This window comes from Microbacterium zouquanmingi (assembly GCF_052266675.1).
Lineage (GTDB): Bacteria > Actinomycetota > Actinomycetes > Actinomycetales > Microbacteriaceae > Microbacterium.
In genome coordinates, this window is the sequence record NZ_JBQPRA010000004.1 from 176,982 (window position 1) to 193,972 (window position 16,991).

Sequence of the window (16,991 nt, forward strand, 5' to 3'; positions counted from 1 at the left end):
CCCAACGAAACAGGTATCAAGTGGTTTACGCAGTAGTGCGCGCCGGTGGGCGACAGGAGAAGGTCGAGGTCGGCACGATCGTTCAGCTCGATCGTGTGCAGGCGGCTGAGGGCGAGAAGATCGAACTTCCCGCAGTGCTCCTCGTTGACGGCACCACGGTGACCACCGACGCCGACAAGCTGGCGAAGGTCAAGGTCACCGCCGAGGTCATTCGCAACCTCCGCGGCCCGAAGATCATCATCCAGAAGTACAAGAACAAGACCGGCTACAAGAAGCGTCAGGGCCACCGCCAGGAGCTCACGCGCGTCAAGATCACCGGCATCAAGTAAGCAGAAGAGGCATAGGACATGGCACATAAGAAGGGCGCAAGCTCCACCCGCAACGGTCGTGATTCCAACGCTCAGCGACTTGGCGTCAAGCGTTTCGGTGGCCAGCAGGTCAGCGCAGGCGAGATCATCGTCCGTCAGCGCGGCACTCACTTCCACCCCGGCGTGAACGTCGGCCGTGGTGGCGACGACACGCTGTTCGCTCTCGAAGCGGGCGCTGTCGAATTCGGCGCAAAGGGCGGCCGCAAGGTCGTCAACATCGTCGCCGCTGCGCAGTAATCGCAGCGCAGCAGACATCCGGACGGGGCGGGCTTCGGCTCGCCCCGTCTGCGTATCCAGGGGCCCTCGACATGCTCAGGGGTCAGTAGGCAAGAGAATCTGAGGACACGACATGGTCACGTTCGTCGACACGGTGACGCTGCATCTGCGCGCCGGCAAGGGCGGCAACGGCTGTGTCTCCGTTCACCGCGAGAAATTCAAGCCGCTCGGCGGTCCTGACGGGGGCAACGGCGGCGACGGGGGCGACATCATCCTGGTCGCAGACACGCAGACCGGCACGCTCCTCTCGTATCACCACTCGCCGCATCGCTCCTCGGGCAACGGCGGATTCGGTATGGGCGACCACCGCTCGGGCTATGCAGGGGAGCCGCTCGAGCTTCTCGTGCCCGTCGGCACCGTCGTGAAGAACCCCGATGGTGAAGTCCTCATCGACATGGTCATTCCTGGCGAGCGGTTCGTCGTCGCAGAGGGTGGTCGAGGTGGCCTCGGCAACGCGGCGCTGTCGAGCCCCAAGCGCAAGGCGCCCGGCTTCGCTCTGCTCGGAACGCCCGGCTACGAGGGCGACGTCGTCCTCGAGCTGAAGACCGTCGCCGATGTCGCTCTCGTCGGCTATCCGTCGGCCGGAAAATCCAGTCTCATTGCGGCGATCTCGGCAGCACGCCCGAAGATCGCGGATTACCCCTTCACGACGCTGCATCCGAACCTGGGCGTCGTCCAGGCCGGTGACTTCCGCTATACCGTCGCCGACGTGCCGGGGCTCATCGAAGGCGCGAGCGAAGGACGCGGTCTCGGACTGGAGTTCTTGCGCCACGTCGAACGTTGCTCCGCACTCCTGCACGTCCTCGACTGCGCAACGCTCGAACCGAACCGCGACCCGATCTCCGATCTCGACGTCATTCTCGCCGAGCTCGGGGCGTACACAGTGCCCGAGGGCCAGACGCCTCTGCTCGAGCGTCCGCAGCTCGTGGCGCTGAACAAGATCGACGTGCCCGAGGCGCGGGATCTCGCCGACCTCGTGCGCCCAGAACTGGAAGCACGTGGATTCCGCGTCTTCGAGATCTCCACCGTTGCCCGCGAGGGACTGCGCCCGCTGACCTTCGCGCTGGGCGAGATCGTCGACAAGCACAGGGCCGAGCTGGCCGTCGAGGCCCCTGCCGAGCGGGTCGTCATTCGTCCCCGCGGCTCCCGCAAGCCTTTTAGCATCCGCGTCGATGGCGGGTCGTACGGCACGTTCTACCGCATCCTCGGAGAAAAGCCCGTGCGCTGGGTTCAGCAGACCGACTTCCAGAACGAAGAAGCTGTCGGATATCTCGCTGACCGTCTGGAGCGCCTCGGCATCGAGGACGAGCTCTTCCGCCTTGGTGCGACCCCTGGGGCAACCGTCGTCATCGGCGAGGGCGACGGTCTGATCTTCGATTGGGAGCCGTCCATGCGCTCGGCTGCTGAGCTCATGACTGCTCCTCGCGGCACCGACCCGCGCCTGGCTCCGAACTCGCGCCGTACGACCGGCGAGCGCCGTGAGCAGTATTACGAGCGGATGGATTCCCGCGCCGCATACCGTGCGGATCAGGACGAGAAGCGTCGGGCAACGGCCGGACAGGACCTGGACGGAGACGACGCGTGACAGCGCGCGCCAGAGCTGATCTGGCGACTGCATCACGCATTGTGGTCAAGGTCGGCTCGTCGTCGATCAGTGGGACGTCATCGTGGAGAATCCCGATGATCGTGCACGCACTCGCAGAGGCGCACGCGCGTGGATGCGAGATCGTGCTCGTGTCTTCCGGTGCGATCGCGACCGGCATCCCGTTTCTCGACCTCGACGCCAGGCCCAACGACCTGGCGACGCAGCAGGCCTCAGCAGCCGTCGGACAGACTGTGCTCGTCTACCGGTACCAGGAGGCTCTGCGGCCCTTCCGGATCGTCGCCGGCCAGGTGCTTCTGACCACGGCAGATCTTGAGACCCAGACATCGCGCAGCAACGCTCAGCGCGCCATGGAACGGCTACTGTCGCTTCGCGTTATGCCCATCGTCAACGAGAATGACACTGTCGCCACGCAGGAGATCCGCTTCGGCGACAACGATCGTCTCGCGGCCCTCGTCGCACAGCTCGTGCATGCTGACGCACTCGTGCTCCTCAGCGACGTCGAGAGCCTTTACACGAAGCCACCGACGGAGCCAGGCGCCCAGGCGATCGACGTCATCGCGGCTGACGATGAGCTCGCAGGTCTCGAGTTCGGCGCCACAGTCGTCAACAGCGTCGGCACAGGGGGAGCGGCGACGAAGGTTTCCGCCGCACGTCTGGCCGCGGCATCCGGCATCGGGGTTCTCGTGACGAGCGCAGACCTGGTCGAGCGCGCCCTGAGCGGGGCCGAGATCGGTACGTGGTTCGCGCCTGCAACATCGGCCTCTGAGGATGTTCCGGTCTCGTAAGCTGAGGGCATGACCACCGACACGCCGCAGGACCGTCTCGCACGCGCCAAGGAGGCTTCGCGCGTGAGCGCGCGCCTGACGAGCGATGAGAAGGTCCAGGCGCTCGAAGGCATCGCGCATGCGCTCGAAGACAGTGCGGCGGCGATCATTGAGGCCAACGCGCGCGATATCGAGAACGGGCGGCGCGACGGCATCGGCGACGCGCTGATCGACAGGCTTCGCCTTGACGAGAAGCGGGTGGTTTCGCTGGCATCAGCAGTGCGCGAGATCGCAGCCCTTCCGGATCCTGTCGGTCAGGTCATTGCGGGCCATCGCATGCCGAACGGAGTGGCGCTCGAGCAGGTGCGCGTGCCCTTCGGCGTTGTGGGGGCGATCTATGAAGCTCGTCCGAACGTGACTGTTGATATCGCGGCCCTCGCTCTGCGTTCCGGAAATGCCAGCGTGCTGCGAGGAGGAAGCGCAGCACGCGAGTCGAACGCCGTGCTCGTCGACGTCATGCGCGGGGCGCTCGAACGTGCGGGAATCACTCCGGAGGTCATTCAGACGGTCGACGACTTCGGGCGTGCTGGAGCAAAGGCTCTCATGCAGGGGCGAGGGTTCGTCGACGTGCTCGTTCCCCGAGGCAGTGCGGCGCTCATCGAGACCGTCGTCACTGAGTCGACCGTGCCGGTGATCGAGACCGGGGCGGGGAACGTGCACATCGTGCTCGATGAGACAGCGCCGGATGACTGGTCCCAGGAGATCGTCGTCAATGCCAAGGTGCAGCGGCCGAGCGTCTGCAACGCCGTCGAGACCGTGTTGGTGCTGCGCCAGGCCGCGCCGCGCCTCGTGCCGCTCGTCGCCAGTGCTCTGCAGAGCGAAGGAGTTGCCGTGCACGGTGATGACACCGTCATGGGTCTCGTGAGCAATGTCATTCCCGCAACAGAAGAGGACTGGTCCACCGAGTACCTCAGCCTCGACATCGCGATGAAGGTCGTCGACACGCTCGATGACGCACTGGCGCATATCCGCACCTACAGCACCGGTCACACCGAGTCGATCATCACCACTGATAGCCGCAACGCCGACCGCTTCCTCGCCGAGGTCGATTCCGCCGTCGTCATGGTGAACTCATCGACCCGGTTCACTGATGGGGCCGAATTCGGCTTCGGTGCAGAGGTCGGCATCTCCACGCAGAAACTGCATGCTCGAGGCCCGATGGGGCTTTCTGAGCTCACCAGCACGAAGTGGCTCGCGCGTGGGTCAGGTCAGACCCGCGGGTGAGCGATAGGATGAGGGAGCGTCTTCTCGCACCCGGTCACGAAACGGAGTCAGGATGAACCTCGTCGCACAGATTGCGATGGCAGCAGCAGAAACCGAGCACCACGGAAACGTGGCGCTGGAAACGGTCATCTTCGGGCTCATCGCTGCGGCCCTGTTCGCGGTTCTCGGACTCGCTACTTTCTCGTACCGCCACGTCGCGAATCGCCACTCCGCCAAGGCTGAAGCCTGGGCGCAGCAACACGGCGCTGACGGCCACGGCGCAGGGCACCACTGAGGCGCATGGAGATACCGACCACGCGTGCCCCCCGAATCGGAGTGATGGGCGGGACGTTCGATCCGATCCACCACGGGCACCTGGTCGCGGCGAGCGAAGTCGCGCACTCCTTCGACCTCGATGAGGTTGTGTTCGTCCCCACGGGGCACCCCTGGCAGAAGTCGAACGTCTCCCCGAGCGAGCACCGGTATCTGATGACCGTGATCGCCACGGCATCCAACCCGCAGTTCACGGTGAGTCGGGTCGATATCAACCGTGAAGGCCCGACCTACACGATCGACACACTCCGTGAACTCAAGACCGCGCGTCCCGACGCTGAGCTGTTCTTCATCACGGGAGCAGATGCCGTAGCGCAAATTCTCAGTTGGAGGGACCATGATGAACTGTGGGAACTGGCTCATTTTGTCGCGGTATCACGCCCAGGACATGTTCTGAGCACTGATGGGCTTCCGAGTGAGAACGTCAGCCAGCTGGAGGTTCCGGCCCTCTCGATCTCCTCGACCGCGTGCCGTGAGCGAGTGAATGAGGATCAGCCGGTCTGGTACCTCGTTCCCGACGGAGTCGTTCAGTACATCGCAAAGCATCATCTGTATCGGAGCAAGGCATGAGCACAAGGGATCAGCAGGGCGATCAGCCGCTGACCCGCAAACAGCTGCGGGAGATCCGTCTCACGGGCGCTACGCCGGTGATCGGTGAAGAAGAGGCAGCGGCTGCCGCGAAGAAAGCTCGACCGACACCTGCCGTACCGGTGCCGAAACCTGCCGCGCCCGTCGAGGTGCCGCCCGCGCCCGTCGATGCCGCTCAGGTCGATACACACTCCACTCCGCTGACGCGGCGCCAGGCCAGGGCGCAGGAGCGCATTCGCACCGCGTCTGTACCGGTGATCCAGCCGGAAGAGCAGAACGAGACGCCAGAGGTTCAGGAGCCGGACGAGAGCGAGAACGAGAACGAGCTGGTCTCGGAGATCCCGTCGTTCGCGCCGGTGTCTGCGAAGCCTGTTGATGCTTCTGCGGATGAGTCCGCTTCCGCGGATGATGTTGAAGAAGAGTCGGATGCCGCGGCGGACGAAGAGACGGCATTCGAAGCTGATGTCGACGCAGAATCTGACGAGTTCAGCACTGTGTTCGGTGTCAGTGAAGAAGAAGCTGAAGAGGAAGACGCAGAGCAGGACGACATCGGTGAGGGCGATGAGCTCCCCGTTGCTGATGCCGTCATCACCGGCGAGCGTCCTGTCGTCAGCCCGACGTTCGGCAAGGAGCTCTTCGAAGAGAAGGCCGGCAAGGGCGATGTTCCTTCATTCAGCCCGTCCTTCGACGAGCTCATCACCTCGGACTCCGGCGGTTCGAATCGTGCGCCCAACACCCTGATCTTCACGCACCCGGGGGCGAGCTCGCTCTCTGGTCCGGTGGCGTCGACGGGCGAGCTGCTGATCACGGGCAGTTATGAACTCCCGCAGGGGCTCGGTTCGCACGGGCATGCTCACGGTGCTGCTGACGGCAAGGAAATCGATGCGACTCTCATCGACAAAGAGCTGCCGCCGGCATCTTCTCCCACGCCGATCGCGGCAAGCTCCGCGATCAGCACGCTCAAGCCTGCCGGTGAGGTCATCCGACCCCCGGCGCCCGAAAAGGGCAACAAACTCATGCTGACATTGGCGATCACGGCGGGCGGGCTCGCGCTTGCTCTCGCCGTTGCGCTGGTCGTCGCCTTCACCACGAATGTGTTCGGATGATGCAATCACCTCAGACCGCTGAAGCCATGCTGAAGATCGCGGCCGATGCCGCGGTGTCCAAGGGCGGGGAAGACCTCGTCGCGTTGAACGTGTCGGAGCCGCTTCCGCTCGTCGACATCTTCCTCATCGTCACAGGAAACAGCGAGCGCAACGTCGCCGCGATCGCCGACGAGATCGAAGACAAGCTCCTCGAAGCGGGTCACAAGCGCGTGCGCCGTGAAGGTCGCGCCGAGGCGCGGTGGGTGCTGCTCGATTTCGGTGATCTGGTCGTGCACGTCTTCCACGGCGAAGAGCGCGTCTACTACGGCCTGGAGCGGCTCTGGAAGGACTGCCCTGTCGTTCCGTTCGAGCTCTCCGATGCCGCTGAGCGCGTCTGAGATGACCACGCATCTGCTCACCGGCGCCGGATCCGGCATCGGTGCGGCACTCGCGCGGCGTCTGCTCGAGCGCGGTGATGATCTTGTGCTCATGGCGCGGGATGCTGGTCGTGCTCGCACTCTCGCCGAGCGCTTCCCGGGGGCTTCGACACTTGTAGGCGATCTGGCAGAGCCAGGGCGCCTGTCGTGGGCGTTGTCGAAGCAGCAGCTGCCAAGGCGCATCGACTCTCTCATCCATGTGGCGGGCGTTGTCGACCTAGGGCTCGTGTCAGATCTGTCGCCCTCTGTGTGGGAACGTCAACTCGCGGTGAACCTGATGGCGCCGGCCGAGCTCACCAGGCTGCTGCTGCCCTTGTTGCGCGTGTCACGCGGACAGGTGCTGTTCGTGAACTCTGGCGCAGGTCTGCGTGCACATGCCGCATGGAGCGCGTACGCGGCATCCAAGCACGGCCTCAAAGCACTGGCCGATTCGCTGCGCGAAGAAGAGGCCCAGAACAGTGTGCGTGTGACGTCGGTCTACCCAGGGCGCACAGCGACCCCGATGCAGGAACGTGTGCACCAGCAGGAGGGTGCGGAGTATGACCCCGCGCGCTTCATCGATCCTGAGTCCGTCGCCACCAGCATCCTCACCGCGCTCGACCTGCCACGTGACGCACAGATCACCGATCTGTCCGTGCGGCCTGGCGTCTGAACCAGCTCAGACCGAGCGGCGCACCGTCAGCAGGAACACGCTGTCTTCGCGTGCGAGGACGGCGTGACGCTCCGGCGGGATCGGGATGATATCGCCTTCACCGAGTTCCCATGATCGCCCCTGACCGGTGAGCCGCAGATGACCGCTCAGTACCTGCAGCGTCGCCTCGGGAGGGCTTTCGTGCTCGGGAAGCTCTGCATCGCCGAGTAACGCCACCACAGTCTGTCGGAGCACCGCATCATGTCCGCCGTAGATCGTCGTGGCTGCGCGACGCGCGGATGATCCGCGTGCCTTCTCAAGAAGGTTCTCTTGGAGCTCAGCAAGGTTCGTGTGAGTCAGTGGCGCTTCGGTCATGACCTTCTCCTCCGTCGGCATCTCCTTCATCTTCGCACCGAACGAGAAGGGGCGGTGGCTGGTCGTGCCAGCCACCGCCCCTCGCGGAACGAGAGCTCAGATGATCTGACGTCCCTCTCGTTTCGCTTCACGAGCGTCCTTGACGAAGGCTCGGATGATCATGGTGAGTGTACCGATGACGATGATCGGCCATACCAGCACGTAGGCGGTCAGCAGCAGCGTTTCCATCATGCGTCCTTTCCTGCGTATGCGTCGGTGGTCGAGGCATCCGCGACGATCTCCGTCTCAGCCGTGTCGAAGTCACCGGTGCGCTTCTTGATCAGGTCGAAATCGAACCGTTTCGTCGTGTTCATCATCGTGATGGCCACACAGACGATCGTGCTGACCGCGTAAGCGATGAGCGATCCGGACAACACCGGGTACGTGTGCAGGAATCCGATCCCGAAGGGGGCTGATACCACTGTCGCGATGCTTCCGACGATGACGGCGACCCGCAGACCGAAGAATCCGAATGCCATGAGGCCGAGCACAACGCCGATCCCGACGACCGAGAACACATCGCTGACGATGCCGAGCCCTCCTGTGAGGTCGACCCATTCGAAGCGGACCGGGAGGAAAGCGGCAAGACCTGCGATCACCGCGGCGGTGAACGCTGCGTTGGTGACGCGGTTCCAGTAGAAGCTCGAGATCACTGGGAAGACCAGTGCACCCCAGAGAGCGCCGACGAACACGAGCAGGTCGAGGATGTTGAACTGCATCGAGGCGAAGCAGAGCCCGGCCACAGTAGCCCCGACCATCGTGAGTCGACCGACCAGCAGCATCGTCTTCGGGTTGGCGTTCTTCTTGCCCGCGATGTTCTGACCGTAGATGTCGGCCATCATGATCGATGAGAGCGCCGTCATGTCGGCATCCGCTGTCGAAGAGAGCGAGCCGATGATCATGACGAAGAACAGGCAGATCAGAATCGGTGGCAGATATGTGGCCGCCATCTGCGGAATGAGGTTGTTGATGTCTCCGCTCAACGGCGAGATGCCGGCGTACAGGGCGATGACGCCCAGCATTCCGATGCCGATGATGGTTGCTCCGTAGCCGACCGTGGCGGTGATGAACGTCTTCTTGATGAGGTCCTCACGCACCGCGAACAACCGTTGGGCGATGGTCTGGTTGCCGATTGCGTAAGCGAGGACGGCGGCGATGTACGGCGCGCCCTGGTTGAAGAACGCGTCAGAGGAGAAGAAATCACCCTGCTGCGGGGTGAGGTTCTTCGCCCCCTCGACGAAGAGCGCGGGTCCACCGGCGGCGAAGAAGATCACCGGAACGATGATGGCGACGGCTCCGAGCATCGCGATGACCTGCGCGAAGTCGGTGAGCACCGAAGCGCGGAAGCCGGACCACAGTGTGTAAGCGAGCACGCCGATGGCGATCGCGACGATTCCCTGGGTGAAGGTGAACGGCGACAGCATCGCGATCAGCGCGCCACCGGCGATCAGGTTCGAGGTCAGGCTGATGACGCTGCCGAGAACGTTGGAGCCCGCGAGCATGAGCTGGCTGGAGCGTCCGTGCCGCGCGAACATGACTTCGGCGATCGTGTGCGCTTTGGGGGCGACTTTGCGGATACGGCGACCGAAGGGGTAGATGAGCAGGATCATCAGGGCACCCCAGAGCCCGTAGTGGATGGGGCCCGAGATGCCGTAGGTATAGCCCGACGTGGCGGATGCGTACATGGACGATGCCCAGATCCACGTGGCGGTCATGGACGCGGCGGAGATGCCGAACCCGATCTTGCCGCCGCCGGTCATGTAGCCGTCGGCGTTCTCTCGCTTGCGGGAGATTCGGATTGACATGTAGAGGCTGCCGCCGAAGAACAGCAGCATGAGGAATATGACGATGGGGCCGGAGAGTGTCTGGAGTTCTTGCATAGCGAACGAACCTGGACCACTGAGACGCGCGGTGGCGCACGGACGAGTGGCCCGGGGTGCGGCTCCTTTCAGCGCTTCCGTATTTCGGGCACGCCGAATATCGACGCATCCTCAGCGGGATTCGAATGATCGCAGTTGCGCGCAGTCAGGCGCGCGTCGCGTGAGAGCGCACAATGCGCCCCCTGCCCATGCACGCATGAACATCCTTTCCACCATAGCAAAGTCTCAGCAAACTCCCGGCGAGTGCCTCTTCACGCAAAGAGCACGATCGTGTAGGCAGCGAAAAGTGCGAGGTGTGCGGCGCCGTGCATCGAGTTCACCTGCTTTGAGGCGAAAGTGGCGACCGAGAGCAGCAGCGTGACTGCGAGCAGGAGGAGATTCGCGGGAGTTTCGGCGAGGACGACTCTCTGTTCTGTCGCCATCCCGATGAGGAGAACAGCGGGAATCGTCAGGCCGACGGTGGAGACGAGTGCGCCGTGGCAGAGGTTGATGACACGCTGCATCTCACGACCAAGTGCTGCGCGAATTGCGGTGATGGATTCAGGGAGGAAGACGATCGCCGCGATGAGCACGCCGGCCAGCGCGGGCGGCGCGCCGAGTCGTCCAAGGCCGTCGTCGAGGAGAGTGGCCATGTCGTGCGACAGCAGCACGATCGGAACCGCAGTGGTGATGAGCAGGACGAGCCGGGTGAGGATCTCGGTGCGGTGCTCGCGCAAGACGTCACGGATGCTGTCGGCGCCGGCTTCAGACGTTGTTGCGGTCGTAGGAGTGAGCGCGCGATCGACTTCCGTGAAGTCGCCTGCCTGCACACCCATCTGCCGGTACAGGAAGAATCCGTAGAGCACGACTGTCATAGCGACGACAGGGATGGCCTGAGCGATGGTGAACGCGCCGCCATCCCCGATGACTGCGGGAAGGCCGAAGGCAAGGGCGATCAGGGCGATCAGCATCCCGAGATATGCGGACGTGCCGGTGCGGTTGTGCGCCATGCGGCGATAACGGATGCCACCGAGCAGCAGGGCCAGACCGACGACCAGATTCAGGATGATCATCGACACGGCCATGACGGAGTCGCGCGCGATCGTGGTGTGTTCGCCTGGTCCGAGCATGACGGCGGAGATCAGGACAACCTCGATCATCACGATCGACAGAGTGAGTACGAGCGAACCGTAGGGGTCGCCGAGGCGGCGAGCGAGTGCCTCAGCCTGTGTGACGACACCGAAAGCGCACACGAGGATCACTGCGACGATGATCACGAGTGCGACGACGAGCAATGGCGCTGGCGCCGGCGGGCGGAGCAGGGGACCAGCCAACAGCAGAGCGCCGAAGGCACCCCAGCCGACAGCGATCCGGACGAGGGCGGATACGGTGATGAACCGGGTGAGATTTCTCATGGACGGGACTCCGTGTGGGGCCGTCCCCATCTGAGTCCTCCGTCGAGGGTCGTCCCTCACAGCATACGAAGAAATCCCGCGATCTCTCACGGGATTCTTGGTGGACCTGAGGGGACTCGAACCCCTGACCCCCTGCATGCCATGCAGGTGCGCTACCAGCTGCGCCACAGGCCCATCTTGCTTCCCCGGTTCAATGGGGCAACTCGAAAAGAATACAACACCCTACGCAGTGGGCGCGAATCGCCATGAAGCCGGGCGGGTCTGCGGGAACAGTCCCGTCGAGGCGCGCGTTGTCACAGATATGGAACCCAGAGAGAGCATCGTCATCGGTGCAGGCCAGGCAGGCCTCTCAACGTCCTTCCACCTCACGCGTCTGGGTATCGATCACCTTGTGCTCGATGCGAACCACGCGCCTGGCGGTGCGTGGCAGCATCGGTGGGATGCGCTCACCATGAGGGACGTGCACGGCGTCGCTGAGCTCCCAGGAGCAGAAGCCCCCGCACGTGATGCGCAGCGCGCAAATCTTGCGGTACCGGCATCCTTCGCCGATTACGAACGCGACTACGAGCTTCCGATCCTCCGGCCGGTCCATGTGGATCGCGTCACCGATGACGACGGCATCCTCGTCGTGCATGCGGGTGAGCGAGAGTGGCGCACGCGCACTGTCGTGAACGCCACCGGAACGTGGACGCAGCCGTTCCTTCCGCACTACCCGGGCATGGAGACGTTCCTCGGCGAACAGCTGCACACGATCGACTATCCGGGCCCGGACCACTTCCGTGGCAAGCGCGTGCTGATCGTCGGCGGAGGTGCATCAGCGGTGCAGTTCCTCGGCGCGCTGGCTCCCATCACCGATACGCTGTGGGTCACTCGCCGGGAACCGGTCTGGCGTGTCGACGATTTCACTCCGGAAGCCGGGGCCGCGGCTGTCGCACTCGTCGAGCAGCGCGTCGCACAGGGCCTGCCGCCGCAGAGTGTCGTGGGCGTCACAGGACTGATGCTTCGTGAGCAGGAGCGCGAGGCCGAGCGGCTCGGTGCGTACGACGATCGCCGACCGATGTTCCAGAGCATTGAACCTGACGGTGTGCGCTGGGCTGACGGCTCGTTCGAACGCGTGGATGTGATCCTCTGGGCGACCGGCTTCCGCCCCGCTATCGGTCACCTGGCATCGCTGCGCCTGCGCACCGAGGCCGGTGGCATCCAGCTCGATCGTCGCGGCCGCGGAACGACCGCGGTGAAGGACCCGCGCATCCAACTCGTTGGTTACGGACCGTCTGCCAGCACCATCGGCGCGAACCGCGCGGGACGCACAGCGGCCAAGGGCGTACAGAACGCGCTGTCACAGAGTCGTGCCATGAGCAGCTGACACGGTTAGCCTGGAGCCATGTCTCGCGTCATCGTCTTCGGCGGCCACGGTCGCATCGCTCTGCTCCTTGCTCCACTCCTGGTCGCCCGCGGAGACGAGGTCACGTCGGTCATCCGCAACCCCGCCCACGTCGGTGACGTCGAGGGCACCGGGGCAACCGCACTCGTCGCTGACCTCGAACAGCTCGACACGGGGGCGATCTCCGACCTCGTCCGCGGGCATGACGCCGTTGTCTGGTCGGCGGGAGCCGGAGGAGGGGACCCGAAGCGCACATACGCCGTTGATCGCGACACCGCGATCAGATCGATGGATGCCGCGTTTGCAGCGGGCGTCGACCGCTACGTCATGGTGTCCTGGTTCGGATCGACCGCAGACCACGGCGTTCCAGAGCAAGACTCGTTCTTCCCGTACGCGGATGCGAAGTGGGCGGCAGATGAGCACCTGCGCAGCACGGACCTCAGAGCGACGATCCTCGCCCCCGGCGCGCTCACCTTCGACGACCCGACCGGTCGCATCGAACTCGACGCACCCGACCGCAGCAAGGTCGCACGCGCCGATGTCGCCGCGGTCATCGCGGCGACGCTGCAACAGCCCCTGACGATCGGACGCACGATCCGATTTGGCAATGGCACGGCAGAATCAGCCGAGCCGATTGCCGACGCACTCAAGCGCTGATGCCGTCGGCTCCGCGCCAAGCGCTGAGCAGACGACGACGCAGCACATTGCCGCGTTCGGCGAACTCACGCTGACGACGCACGTACTCGGCTTTGCCCTCTGCGGTCTCGATCGGCACCGGGATCACACCCCAGTCCGACAGGTCGTACGGTGCCGCCTCCATATCGAGCAGACGAATGTCGCGCGCGAGCTCGAACGTGTCGAGCAGCAGTTCTCCCGGAACGAGCGGACCGAGCTTCATCGCCCACTTGTACAGGTCCATACCCGCGTGAAGGCAACCAGGCTGTTCGTGCGCGGGCTGGTCGGCACGGGTGAGCGGCAGTCGGTTGCGCGGCACCGCATTGGGCGTGAAGAAGCGGAACGCGTCGAAGTGCGTGCAACGAAGATCGTGTGCCTCTACAACAGCATCCGTCTCGGCCTGCCCCAGGCGCAGGGGAGCGGAGTGACGGTGCTCATCCTCGCGGTAGACCATTGCCCATTCGTGGAGTCCGAAGCATCCGAACTGTCCGGGGCGCGCGGCCGTACGGCGCAGGATGCGTTCGATGAGGTCCGCGAGCGCCGACTTCTCGTTCGCGAATGCCGCAGCGTTGGGAATGACTGATCCGGAGGCAGAACCTTGCGCATACCAGCGCCATTCTTCGCGCTCTGGGGCATCCTCGATCTGGACACCCGCGCCGGGATGCCAGCGTCGCAGCTGCGAAGGCGAATGCGAGTAGTAGGTGAACAGAAAATCCCAGACCGGATGCTTTTCGCCCCGTGACGCACGCTCGCGGTGCGCGGCGGTGAGAGCATCGGCGCGCTGCTGGTGGGCGCGCTCGCGCGCTGTCCAGGTTTCACGTCCGAGCGAGATCATTCGTCGTGCAGTCAGTGCAGAATGCCCACGGCCGTGAGCTTCTCACGGAGGCCAGCGCCATCGGACGCAGCAACCCAGGGCGCGGAATCCGCCGAGTGATCGTCGGCTGCCGCGCGTCCACCGGCGAGCATCGCCTCGGCGGTGGAGAGCTGACGGATGGCGACGCCGGTGACCGAGTCAGGATGTTCGGCCATGAACTCGGTGTAGATCGCCTCATCGTGCTGGCCGTCATCGCCGATCAACAGCCATCTCACGTTCGGGAACTCTTCGGCGAGCCGGCGCAGATTGCTGAGCTTGTGGTCACGACCGCTGCGGAACCAGCGGTCGTGCGTCGGGCCCCAGTCGGTGAGCAGCATCGAGCCCCGAGGGAACAGGTGGCGGCTCATGAAACGACTGAGGGTGGGAGCGACGTTCCATGCTCCGGTGGACAGGTAGATCATGGGGGAACCCGGATGCTGACGCATGAGTTGCTCGAGCAGGACTGCCATGCCGGGAACGGGGATCCGGGCGTGCTCATCGACGACGAAGGAGTTCCACGCCGCGATGAACGGGCGGGGGAGAGCCGTCACCATCACCGTGTCGTCGATATCGGAGACAACGCCGACCTTGACATCATCGCCGACGATGAACGTCGTGCCCTCGACGGGCTCCTGACCCTCGACCACCATGGTGAAGCTCTGCCACCCCGGGGCGAGGTCAGCTTCGAGCACGACATCGACCACCCCGCCACGGTCGGCGACCACTTCGTGTGTGCGCCCGGCGATCGTGATGCTCACTCGGGCGGAGCCCACCGGGATTCCGACGAAACTGCGCCATCCCCGCACTGAGCCGTACTGTCCATCCGCCCCGCGTCGGCGTGGGGGGACGATCAGCACTCGGCCGAGCACACGGGTCCATCCGGTGCCGCCGTAGCCGGCGAATGGAAGAACAGTCGCGGTGCGTCCACGACGGCGTGCGCGGCTTTCGCGCCACGCATGCACTCGACGCTCCAGGCGCGCGAACCAGTGGATTCTGGTCTTGGGGGGACTGTCTTCAGACATCCACTCAGTCTTTCATGTCGCGCGGCGTGCTCTCGTCTGGTCCCGGGGGGCGCATGTGGCGAGCTTCCCATTTCTGCAGGATCTTCTTGGCGAAGAAGAGCACCAGAACGAAGAGCACGATCACGCCGACGAAGAGATATCCCGCGAAGTGCACGCGGTCGACGAGTTCGCGGAATCCGCCGGCTGCGAGCGAAGCGATGCTCACGTATGCGACGGCCCACAGCACGCACGCGGGTGCAGTCCAGGCGAGAAAACGGCGGTAGGAGTACTCGCTCATGCCGACAGTGAGCGGGACGAGGGAGTGCAGCACCGGGAGGAACCGAGAGAGAAAGATGGCGAGCCCACCGCGCCGCTGCAGGTAGATCTCTGCGCGCGTCCAGTTCTTCTCGCCGATCTTGTGCCCGATCCAGGAGCGCTGGATGCGTGGGCCGAGCCATCGACCGAGCCAGAAGCCGATGCTTTCGCCTATGAGTGCGCCGATGACAACCGCGATCGCGAGCGCGATGGCCTCGACGGGGCCGTCGACTCCCATCGATGCGATGATCACGATCGTGTCGCCGGGGACGATCAGCCCGATGAGGATGCTGGTCTCCAGCATCACCGCGAGACCGGCGATGAGTGTGCGGGCAATGGGATCAACGGCCTGCACGGCATCCAGAAGCCAGAGCAGGAAGTCGTCCACCCACATGAGGATACGCACCTTACGCTGAGATCGTGCCTCACGATCTCCTGCTCGCCGCCCGCCGCGTAGAAACGAGTGCGGATCTTGCGCTCGTGTTCGCTTCTCTGGCAGCGGACAGCGCCGACGTCTTCTGGTTGGATGCTGGCGCGGGAGCCACCGAAGGGTGGAGCATCCTCGGTATCGGCCAACCGGATGCTGAGGGGCCGGGGAGCGTGCGAATCGATGTTGATTCGGGGGAGGCGGATGATCTGCCCCCGTTCCGCGGAGGCTGGATCGGCTGGCTCGACTACGAATCAGGCGCCGCCGCAGCGGGCGCGCCGACGGGCCTTTCCGAGGGCGGGGCTGCATGGTTGCGGGTGAGCGCGGCGACAGCTGTGAACCACGCGACCGGCGCCGTCTGGGAACTCGGCGAGCCGCTGGTCACGAGCGACACAGCGACACCGAGGCATCCGGTGGCGGCGCCGCGTCACTTCGCTGCAGCCCGCCACACTCCGGTCGAGTACGCGTCGCTGATCGAGCGCTGCCGTGACGCGATTCGTGCGGGGGACGCTTACCAACTGTGCTTGACGACGCGATTCAGCGTCACAGGAGCTCACGATCCCATTGAGACCTACCTGCGTCTGCGTGAGGTCACTCCGGCGCATCACGGCGGATTCATCCGAATCGGTGACAGGGCTCTGCTCAGCGCGAGCCCCGAGACCTTTCTGCACGCGTCCGGTGGACGCATCCGCACTCGTCCGATCAAGGGCACCCGCCCGCGCGGGACAGATGAGGAGTCGGACACCGCCCTGGCCGCCGAGCTCCTCGCAAGCGCCAAAGAACGCGCTGAGAATGTCATGATCGTCGATCTCATGCGCAACGACCTCTCGCAGATATGCGAACCCTCATCGATCCGGGTCGAGGGACTGTGGGAGGTGGAGTCCTATCCCGCCGTGCACCAGCTCGTGAGCACAGTGAGCGGTGTGCCGAAGGCAGGACTGACCGTGCAGAGGCTGTGGGATGCTGTCTTCCCAGCAGGGAGCATGACCGGGGCACCGAAACTGTCTGCGATGACACTGCTGCACGAGCTCGAGGCAGGTCGCCCGCGCGGCGTCTACAGCGGATGCTTCGGCTATATCGGCGCGGATGGTGCGATCGATCTGGCGATGGTGATCCGCAGCATCGTCATAAGTGAGCACAGTGCTGTCATCGGCGCGGGTGGAGGGATCACCTGGGGGTCGATCGCTGCCGATGAGGTCGATGAAGTGGCGACCAAGGCGAGGGCGCCATTGGCGGCTCTCGGCGCCGAGCTTCCTGAAGAGTGGCGTGGCGACTGATCCGATATCCTGGAACTTCT

At 64.5% G+C, this 16,991-nt stretch carries 20 protein-coding genes and 1 tRNA gene; 13 read left to right on the plus strand and 8 right to left on the minus strand.

Annotation, left to right across the window (positions count from 1 at the left end; all coding sequences use genetic code 11):
- Positions 1-20: 20 nt before the first annotated feature.
- From rplU to ACTU6V_RS11455, 10 genes are all read left to right on the plus strand, one after another.
- Positions 21-329, plus strand: a complete 309-nt coding sequence (gene rplU / locus ACTU6V_RS11410; RefSeq protein WP_443469360.1) for a 50S ribosomal protein L21 — start codon at positions 21-23, stop codon at positions 327-329.
- Positions 330-347: 18 nt separating this feature from the next.
- A complete protein-coding gene (gene rpmA / locus ACTU6V_RS11415) occupies positions 348-605 on the plus strand; it encodes a 50S ribosomal protein L27 (protein ID WP_147039363.1) in 258 nt (85 codons plus the stop codon).
- Between the two features lie 112 nt (positions 606-717).
- On the plus strand, positions 718-2,229 hold the full coding sequence (gene obgE / locus ACTU6V_RS11420) for a GTPase ObgE (protein ID WP_443469359.1): 1,512 nt from the start codon (positions 718-720) through the stop codon (positions 2,227-2,229).
- On the plus strand, positions 2,226-3,035 hold the full coding sequence (gene proB / locus ACTU6V_RS11425) for a glutamate 5-kinase (RefSeq protein WP_443469358.1): 810 nt from the start codon (positions 2,226-2,228) through the stop codon (positions 3,033-3,035). The genes obgE and proB overlap by 4 nt, the downstream gene beginning before the upstream one ends.
- Before the next feature lie 9 nt (positions 3,036-3,044).
- Complete coding sequence (locus ACTU6V_RS11430) at positions 3,045-4,298, plus strand: glutamate-5-semialdehyde dehydrogenase (protein WP_443475643.1); 1,254 nt, start codon at positions 3,045-3,047, stop codon at positions 4,296-4,298.
- Positions 4,299-4,350: 52 nt separating this feature from the next.
- Complete coding sequence (locus tag ACTU6V_RS11435) at positions 4,351-4,572, plus strand: hypothetical protein (protein WP_443469356.1); 222 nt, start codon at positions 4,351-4,353, stop codon at positions 4,570-4,572.
- Between the two features lie 5 nt (positions 4,573-4,577).
- Complete coding sequence (gene nadD / locus ACTU6V_RS11440) at positions 4,578-5,180, plus strand: nicotinate-nucleotide adenylyltransferase (RefSeq protein WP_443469355.1); 603 nt, start codon at positions 4,578-4,580, stop codon at positions 5,178-5,180.
- Entirely contained in the window at positions 5,177-6,304 is a 1,128-nt protein-coding gene (locus ACTU6V_RS11445) for a hypothetical protein (RefSeq protein ID WP_443475644.1), read from the plus strand. The genes nadD and ACTU6V_RS11445 overlap by 4 nt, the downstream gene beginning before the upstream one ends.
- Positions 6,301-6,681 carry a ribosome silencing factor gene (gene rsfS, locus ACTU6V_RS11450; RefSeq protein ID WP_443469353.1) on the plus strand — a complete coding sequence of 127 codons (381 nt, stop codon included), beginning with the start codon at positions 6,301-6,303 and terminating at the stop codon, positions 6,679-6,681. Before ACTU6V_RS11445 ends, rsfS begins: the two co-directional genes overlap by 4 nt.
- Position 6,682: 1 nt before the next feature.
- Positions 6,683-7,372: an SDR family oxidoreductase gene (locus ACTU6V_RS11455; RefSeq protein ID WP_443469352.1), complete on the plus strand. Its 690-nt coding sequence runs from the start codon at positions 6,683-6,685 to the stop codon at positions 7,370-7,372.
- Positions 7,373-7,378: 6 nt separating this feature from the next.
- Here ACTU6V_RS11455 and ACTU6V_RS11460 read toward each other — a convergent pair whose 3' ends face one another.
- The 5 genes from ACTU6V_RS11460 to ACTU6V_RS11480 all read right to left on the minus strand — a co-directional run bounded on the left by ACTU6V_RS11460 (position 7,379) and on the right by ACTU6V_RS11480 (position 11,213).
- Entirely contained in the window at positions 7,379-7,726 is a 348-nt protein-coding gene (locus ACTU6V_RS11460; RefSeq protein WP_443469351.1) for a cupin domain-containing protein, read from the minus strand.
- Between the two features lie 96 nt (positions 7,727-7,822).
- Complete coding sequence (locus tag ACTU6V_RS11465) at positions 7,823-7,957, minus strand: putative transporter small subunit (RefSeq protein WP_443469350.1); 135 nt, start codon at positions 7,955-7,957, stop codon at positions 7,823-7,825.
- On the minus strand, positions 7,954-9,645 hold the full coding sequence (locus tag ACTU6V_RS11470) for a sodium:solute symporter family protein (RefSeq protein WP_443469349.1): 1,692 nt from the start codon (positions 9,643-9,645) through the stop codon (positions 7,954-7,956). The genes ACTU6V_RS11465 and ACTU6V_RS11470 overlap by 4 nt, the downstream gene beginning before the upstream one ends.
- Positions 9,646-9,896: 251 nt before the next feature.
- Positions 9,897-11,039: a calcium:cation antiporter gene (locus tag ACTU6V_RS11475; protein WP_443475645.1), complete on the minus strand. Its 1,143-nt coding sequence runs from the start codon at positions 11,037-11,039 to the stop codon at positions 9,897-9,899.
- A gap of 98 nt (positions 11,040-11,137) precedes the next feature.
- Positions 11,138-11,213 (minus strand) — tRNA-Ala (locus ACTU6V_RS11480).
- A 127-nt stretch (positions 11,214-11,340) separates the two neighbouring features.
- Here ACTU6V_RS11480 and ACTU6V_RS11485 point away from each other — a divergent pair.
- Together ACTU6V_RS11485 and ACTU6V_RS11490 are read left to right on the plus strand one after the other, a co-directional pair.
- Entirely contained in the window at positions 11,341-12,405 is a 1,065-nt protein-coding gene (locus tag ACTU6V_RS11485; protein ID WP_443475646.1) for an NAD(P)-binding domain-containing protein, read from the plus strand.
- Positions 12,406-12,423: 18 nt separating this feature from the next.
- The gene (locus tag ACTU6V_RS11490; RefSeq protein WP_443475647.1) at positions 12,424-13,080 is read left to right on the plus strand and encodes an SDR family oxidoreductase; all 657 of its coding nucleotides are present in this window, start codon (positions 12,424-12,426) and stop codon (positions 13,078-13,080) included.
- Here ACTU6V_RS11490 and ACTU6V_RS11495 read toward each other — a convergent pair.
- From ACTU6V_RS11495 to ACTU6V_RS11505, 3 genes are read right to left on the minus strand one after another with little or no spacing between them, the layout of a single operon-like run.
- Positions 13,070-13,933 carry a 3-methyladenine DNA glycosylase gene (locus tag ACTU6V_RS11495; protein ID WP_443469345.1) on the minus strand — a complete coding sequence of 288 codons (864 nt, stop codon included), beginning with the start codon at positions 13,931-13,933 and terminating at the stop codon, positions 13,070-13,072. The two genes, ACTU6V_RS11490 and ACTU6V_RS11495, sit on opposite strands and share 11 nt — an antisense overlap.
- 11 nt (positions 13,934-13,944) lie before the next feature.
- Positions 13,945-14,973, minus strand: a complete 1,029-nt coding sequence (locus tag ACTU6V_RS11500; RefSeq protein ID WP_443469344.1) for an App1 family protein phosphatidate phosphatase — start codon at positions 14,971-14,973, stop codon at positions 13,945-13,947.
- Positions 14,974-14,977: 4 nt separating this feature from the next.
- Positions 14,978-15,655, minus strand: a complete 678-nt coding sequence (locus ACTU6V_RS11505; protein WP_443469343.1) for a DedA family protein — start codon at positions 15,653-15,655, stop codon at positions 14,978-14,980.
- Between the two features lie 32 nt (positions 15,656-15,687).
- Between ACTU6V_RS11505 and ACTU6V_RS11510 the strand changes: the two genes are divergently transcribed.
- On the plus strand, positions 15,688-16,971 hold the full coding sequence (locus tag ACTU6V_RS11510) for an anthranilate synthase component I family protein (protein ID WP_443469342.1): 1,284 nt from the start codon (positions 15,688-15,690) through the stop codon (positions 16,969-16,971).
- Positions 16,972-16,991 lie beyond the last annotated feature (20 nt).

Excerpts from the sequence above, each read along its gene's own strand:
- rpmA (WP_147039363.1), top strand. The coding sequence starts at position 348 with ATGGCACATAAGAAGGGCGCAAGCTCCACCCGCAACGGTCGTGATTCC.
- obgE (WP_443469359.1), top strand. The coding sequence starts at position 718 with ATGGTCACGTTCGTCGACACGGTGACGCTGCATCTGCGCGCCGGCAAG.
- ACTU6V_RS11430 (WP_443475643.1), top strand. The coding sequence starts at position 3,045 with ATGACCACCGACACGCCGCAGGACCGTCTCGCACGCGCCAAGGAGGCT.
- ACTU6V_RS11435 (WP_443469356.1), top strand. The coding sequence starts at position 4,351 with ATGAACCTCGTCGCACAGATTGCGATGGCAGCAGCAGAAACCGAGCAC.
- nadD (WP_443469355.1), top strand. The coding sequence starts at position 4,578 with ATGGAGATACCGACCACGCGTGCCCCCCGAATCGGAGTGATGGGCGGG.
- ACTU6V_RS11445 (WP_443475644.1), top strand. The coding sequence starts at position 5,177 with ATGAGCACAAGGGATCAGCAGGGCGATCAGCCGCTGACCCGCAAACAG.
- rsfS (WP_443469353.1), top strand. The coding sequence starts at position 6,301 with ATGATGCAATCACCTCAGACCGCTGAAGCCATGCTGAAGATCGCGGCC.
- ACTU6V_RS11455 (WP_443469352.1), top strand. The coding sequence starts at position 6,683 with ATGACCACGCATCTGCTCACCGGCGCCGGATCCGGCATCGGTGCGGCA.
- ACTU6V_RS11460 (WP_443469351.1), bottom strand. The coding sequence starts at position 7,726 with ATGACCGAAGCGCCACTGACTCACACGAACCTTGCTGAGCTCCAAGAG.
- ACTU6V_RS11465 (WP_443469350.1), bottom strand. The coding sequence starts at position 7,957 with ATGATGGAAACGCTGCTGCTGACCGCCTACGTGCTGGTATGGCCGATC.
- ACTU6V_RS11470 (WP_443469349.1), bottom strand. The coding sequence starts at position 9,645 with ATGCAAGAACTCCAGACACTCTCCGGCCCCATCGTCATATTCCTCATG.
- ACTU6V_RS11475 (WP_443475645.1), bottom strand. The coding sequence starts at position 11,039 with ATGAGAAATCTCACCCGGTTCATCACCGTATCCGCCCTCGTCCGGATC.
- ACTU6V_RS11485 (WP_443475646.1), top strand. The coding sequence starts at position 11,341 with ATGGAACCCAGAGAGAGCATCGTCATCGGTGCAGGCCAGGCAGGCCTC.
- ACTU6V_RS11490 (WP_443475647.1), top strand. The coding sequence starts at position 12,424 with ATGTCTCGCGTCATCGTCTTCGGCGGCCACGGTCGCATCGCTCTGCTC.
- ACTU6V_RS11495 (WP_443469345.1), bottom strand. The coding sequence starts at position 13,933 with ATGATCTCGCTCGGACGTGAAACCTGGACAGCGCGCGAGCGCGCCCAC.
- ACTU6V_RS11500 (WP_443469344.1), bottom strand. The coding sequence starts at position 14,973 with ATGTCTGAAGACAGTCCCCCCAAGACCAGAATCCACTGGTTCGCGCGC.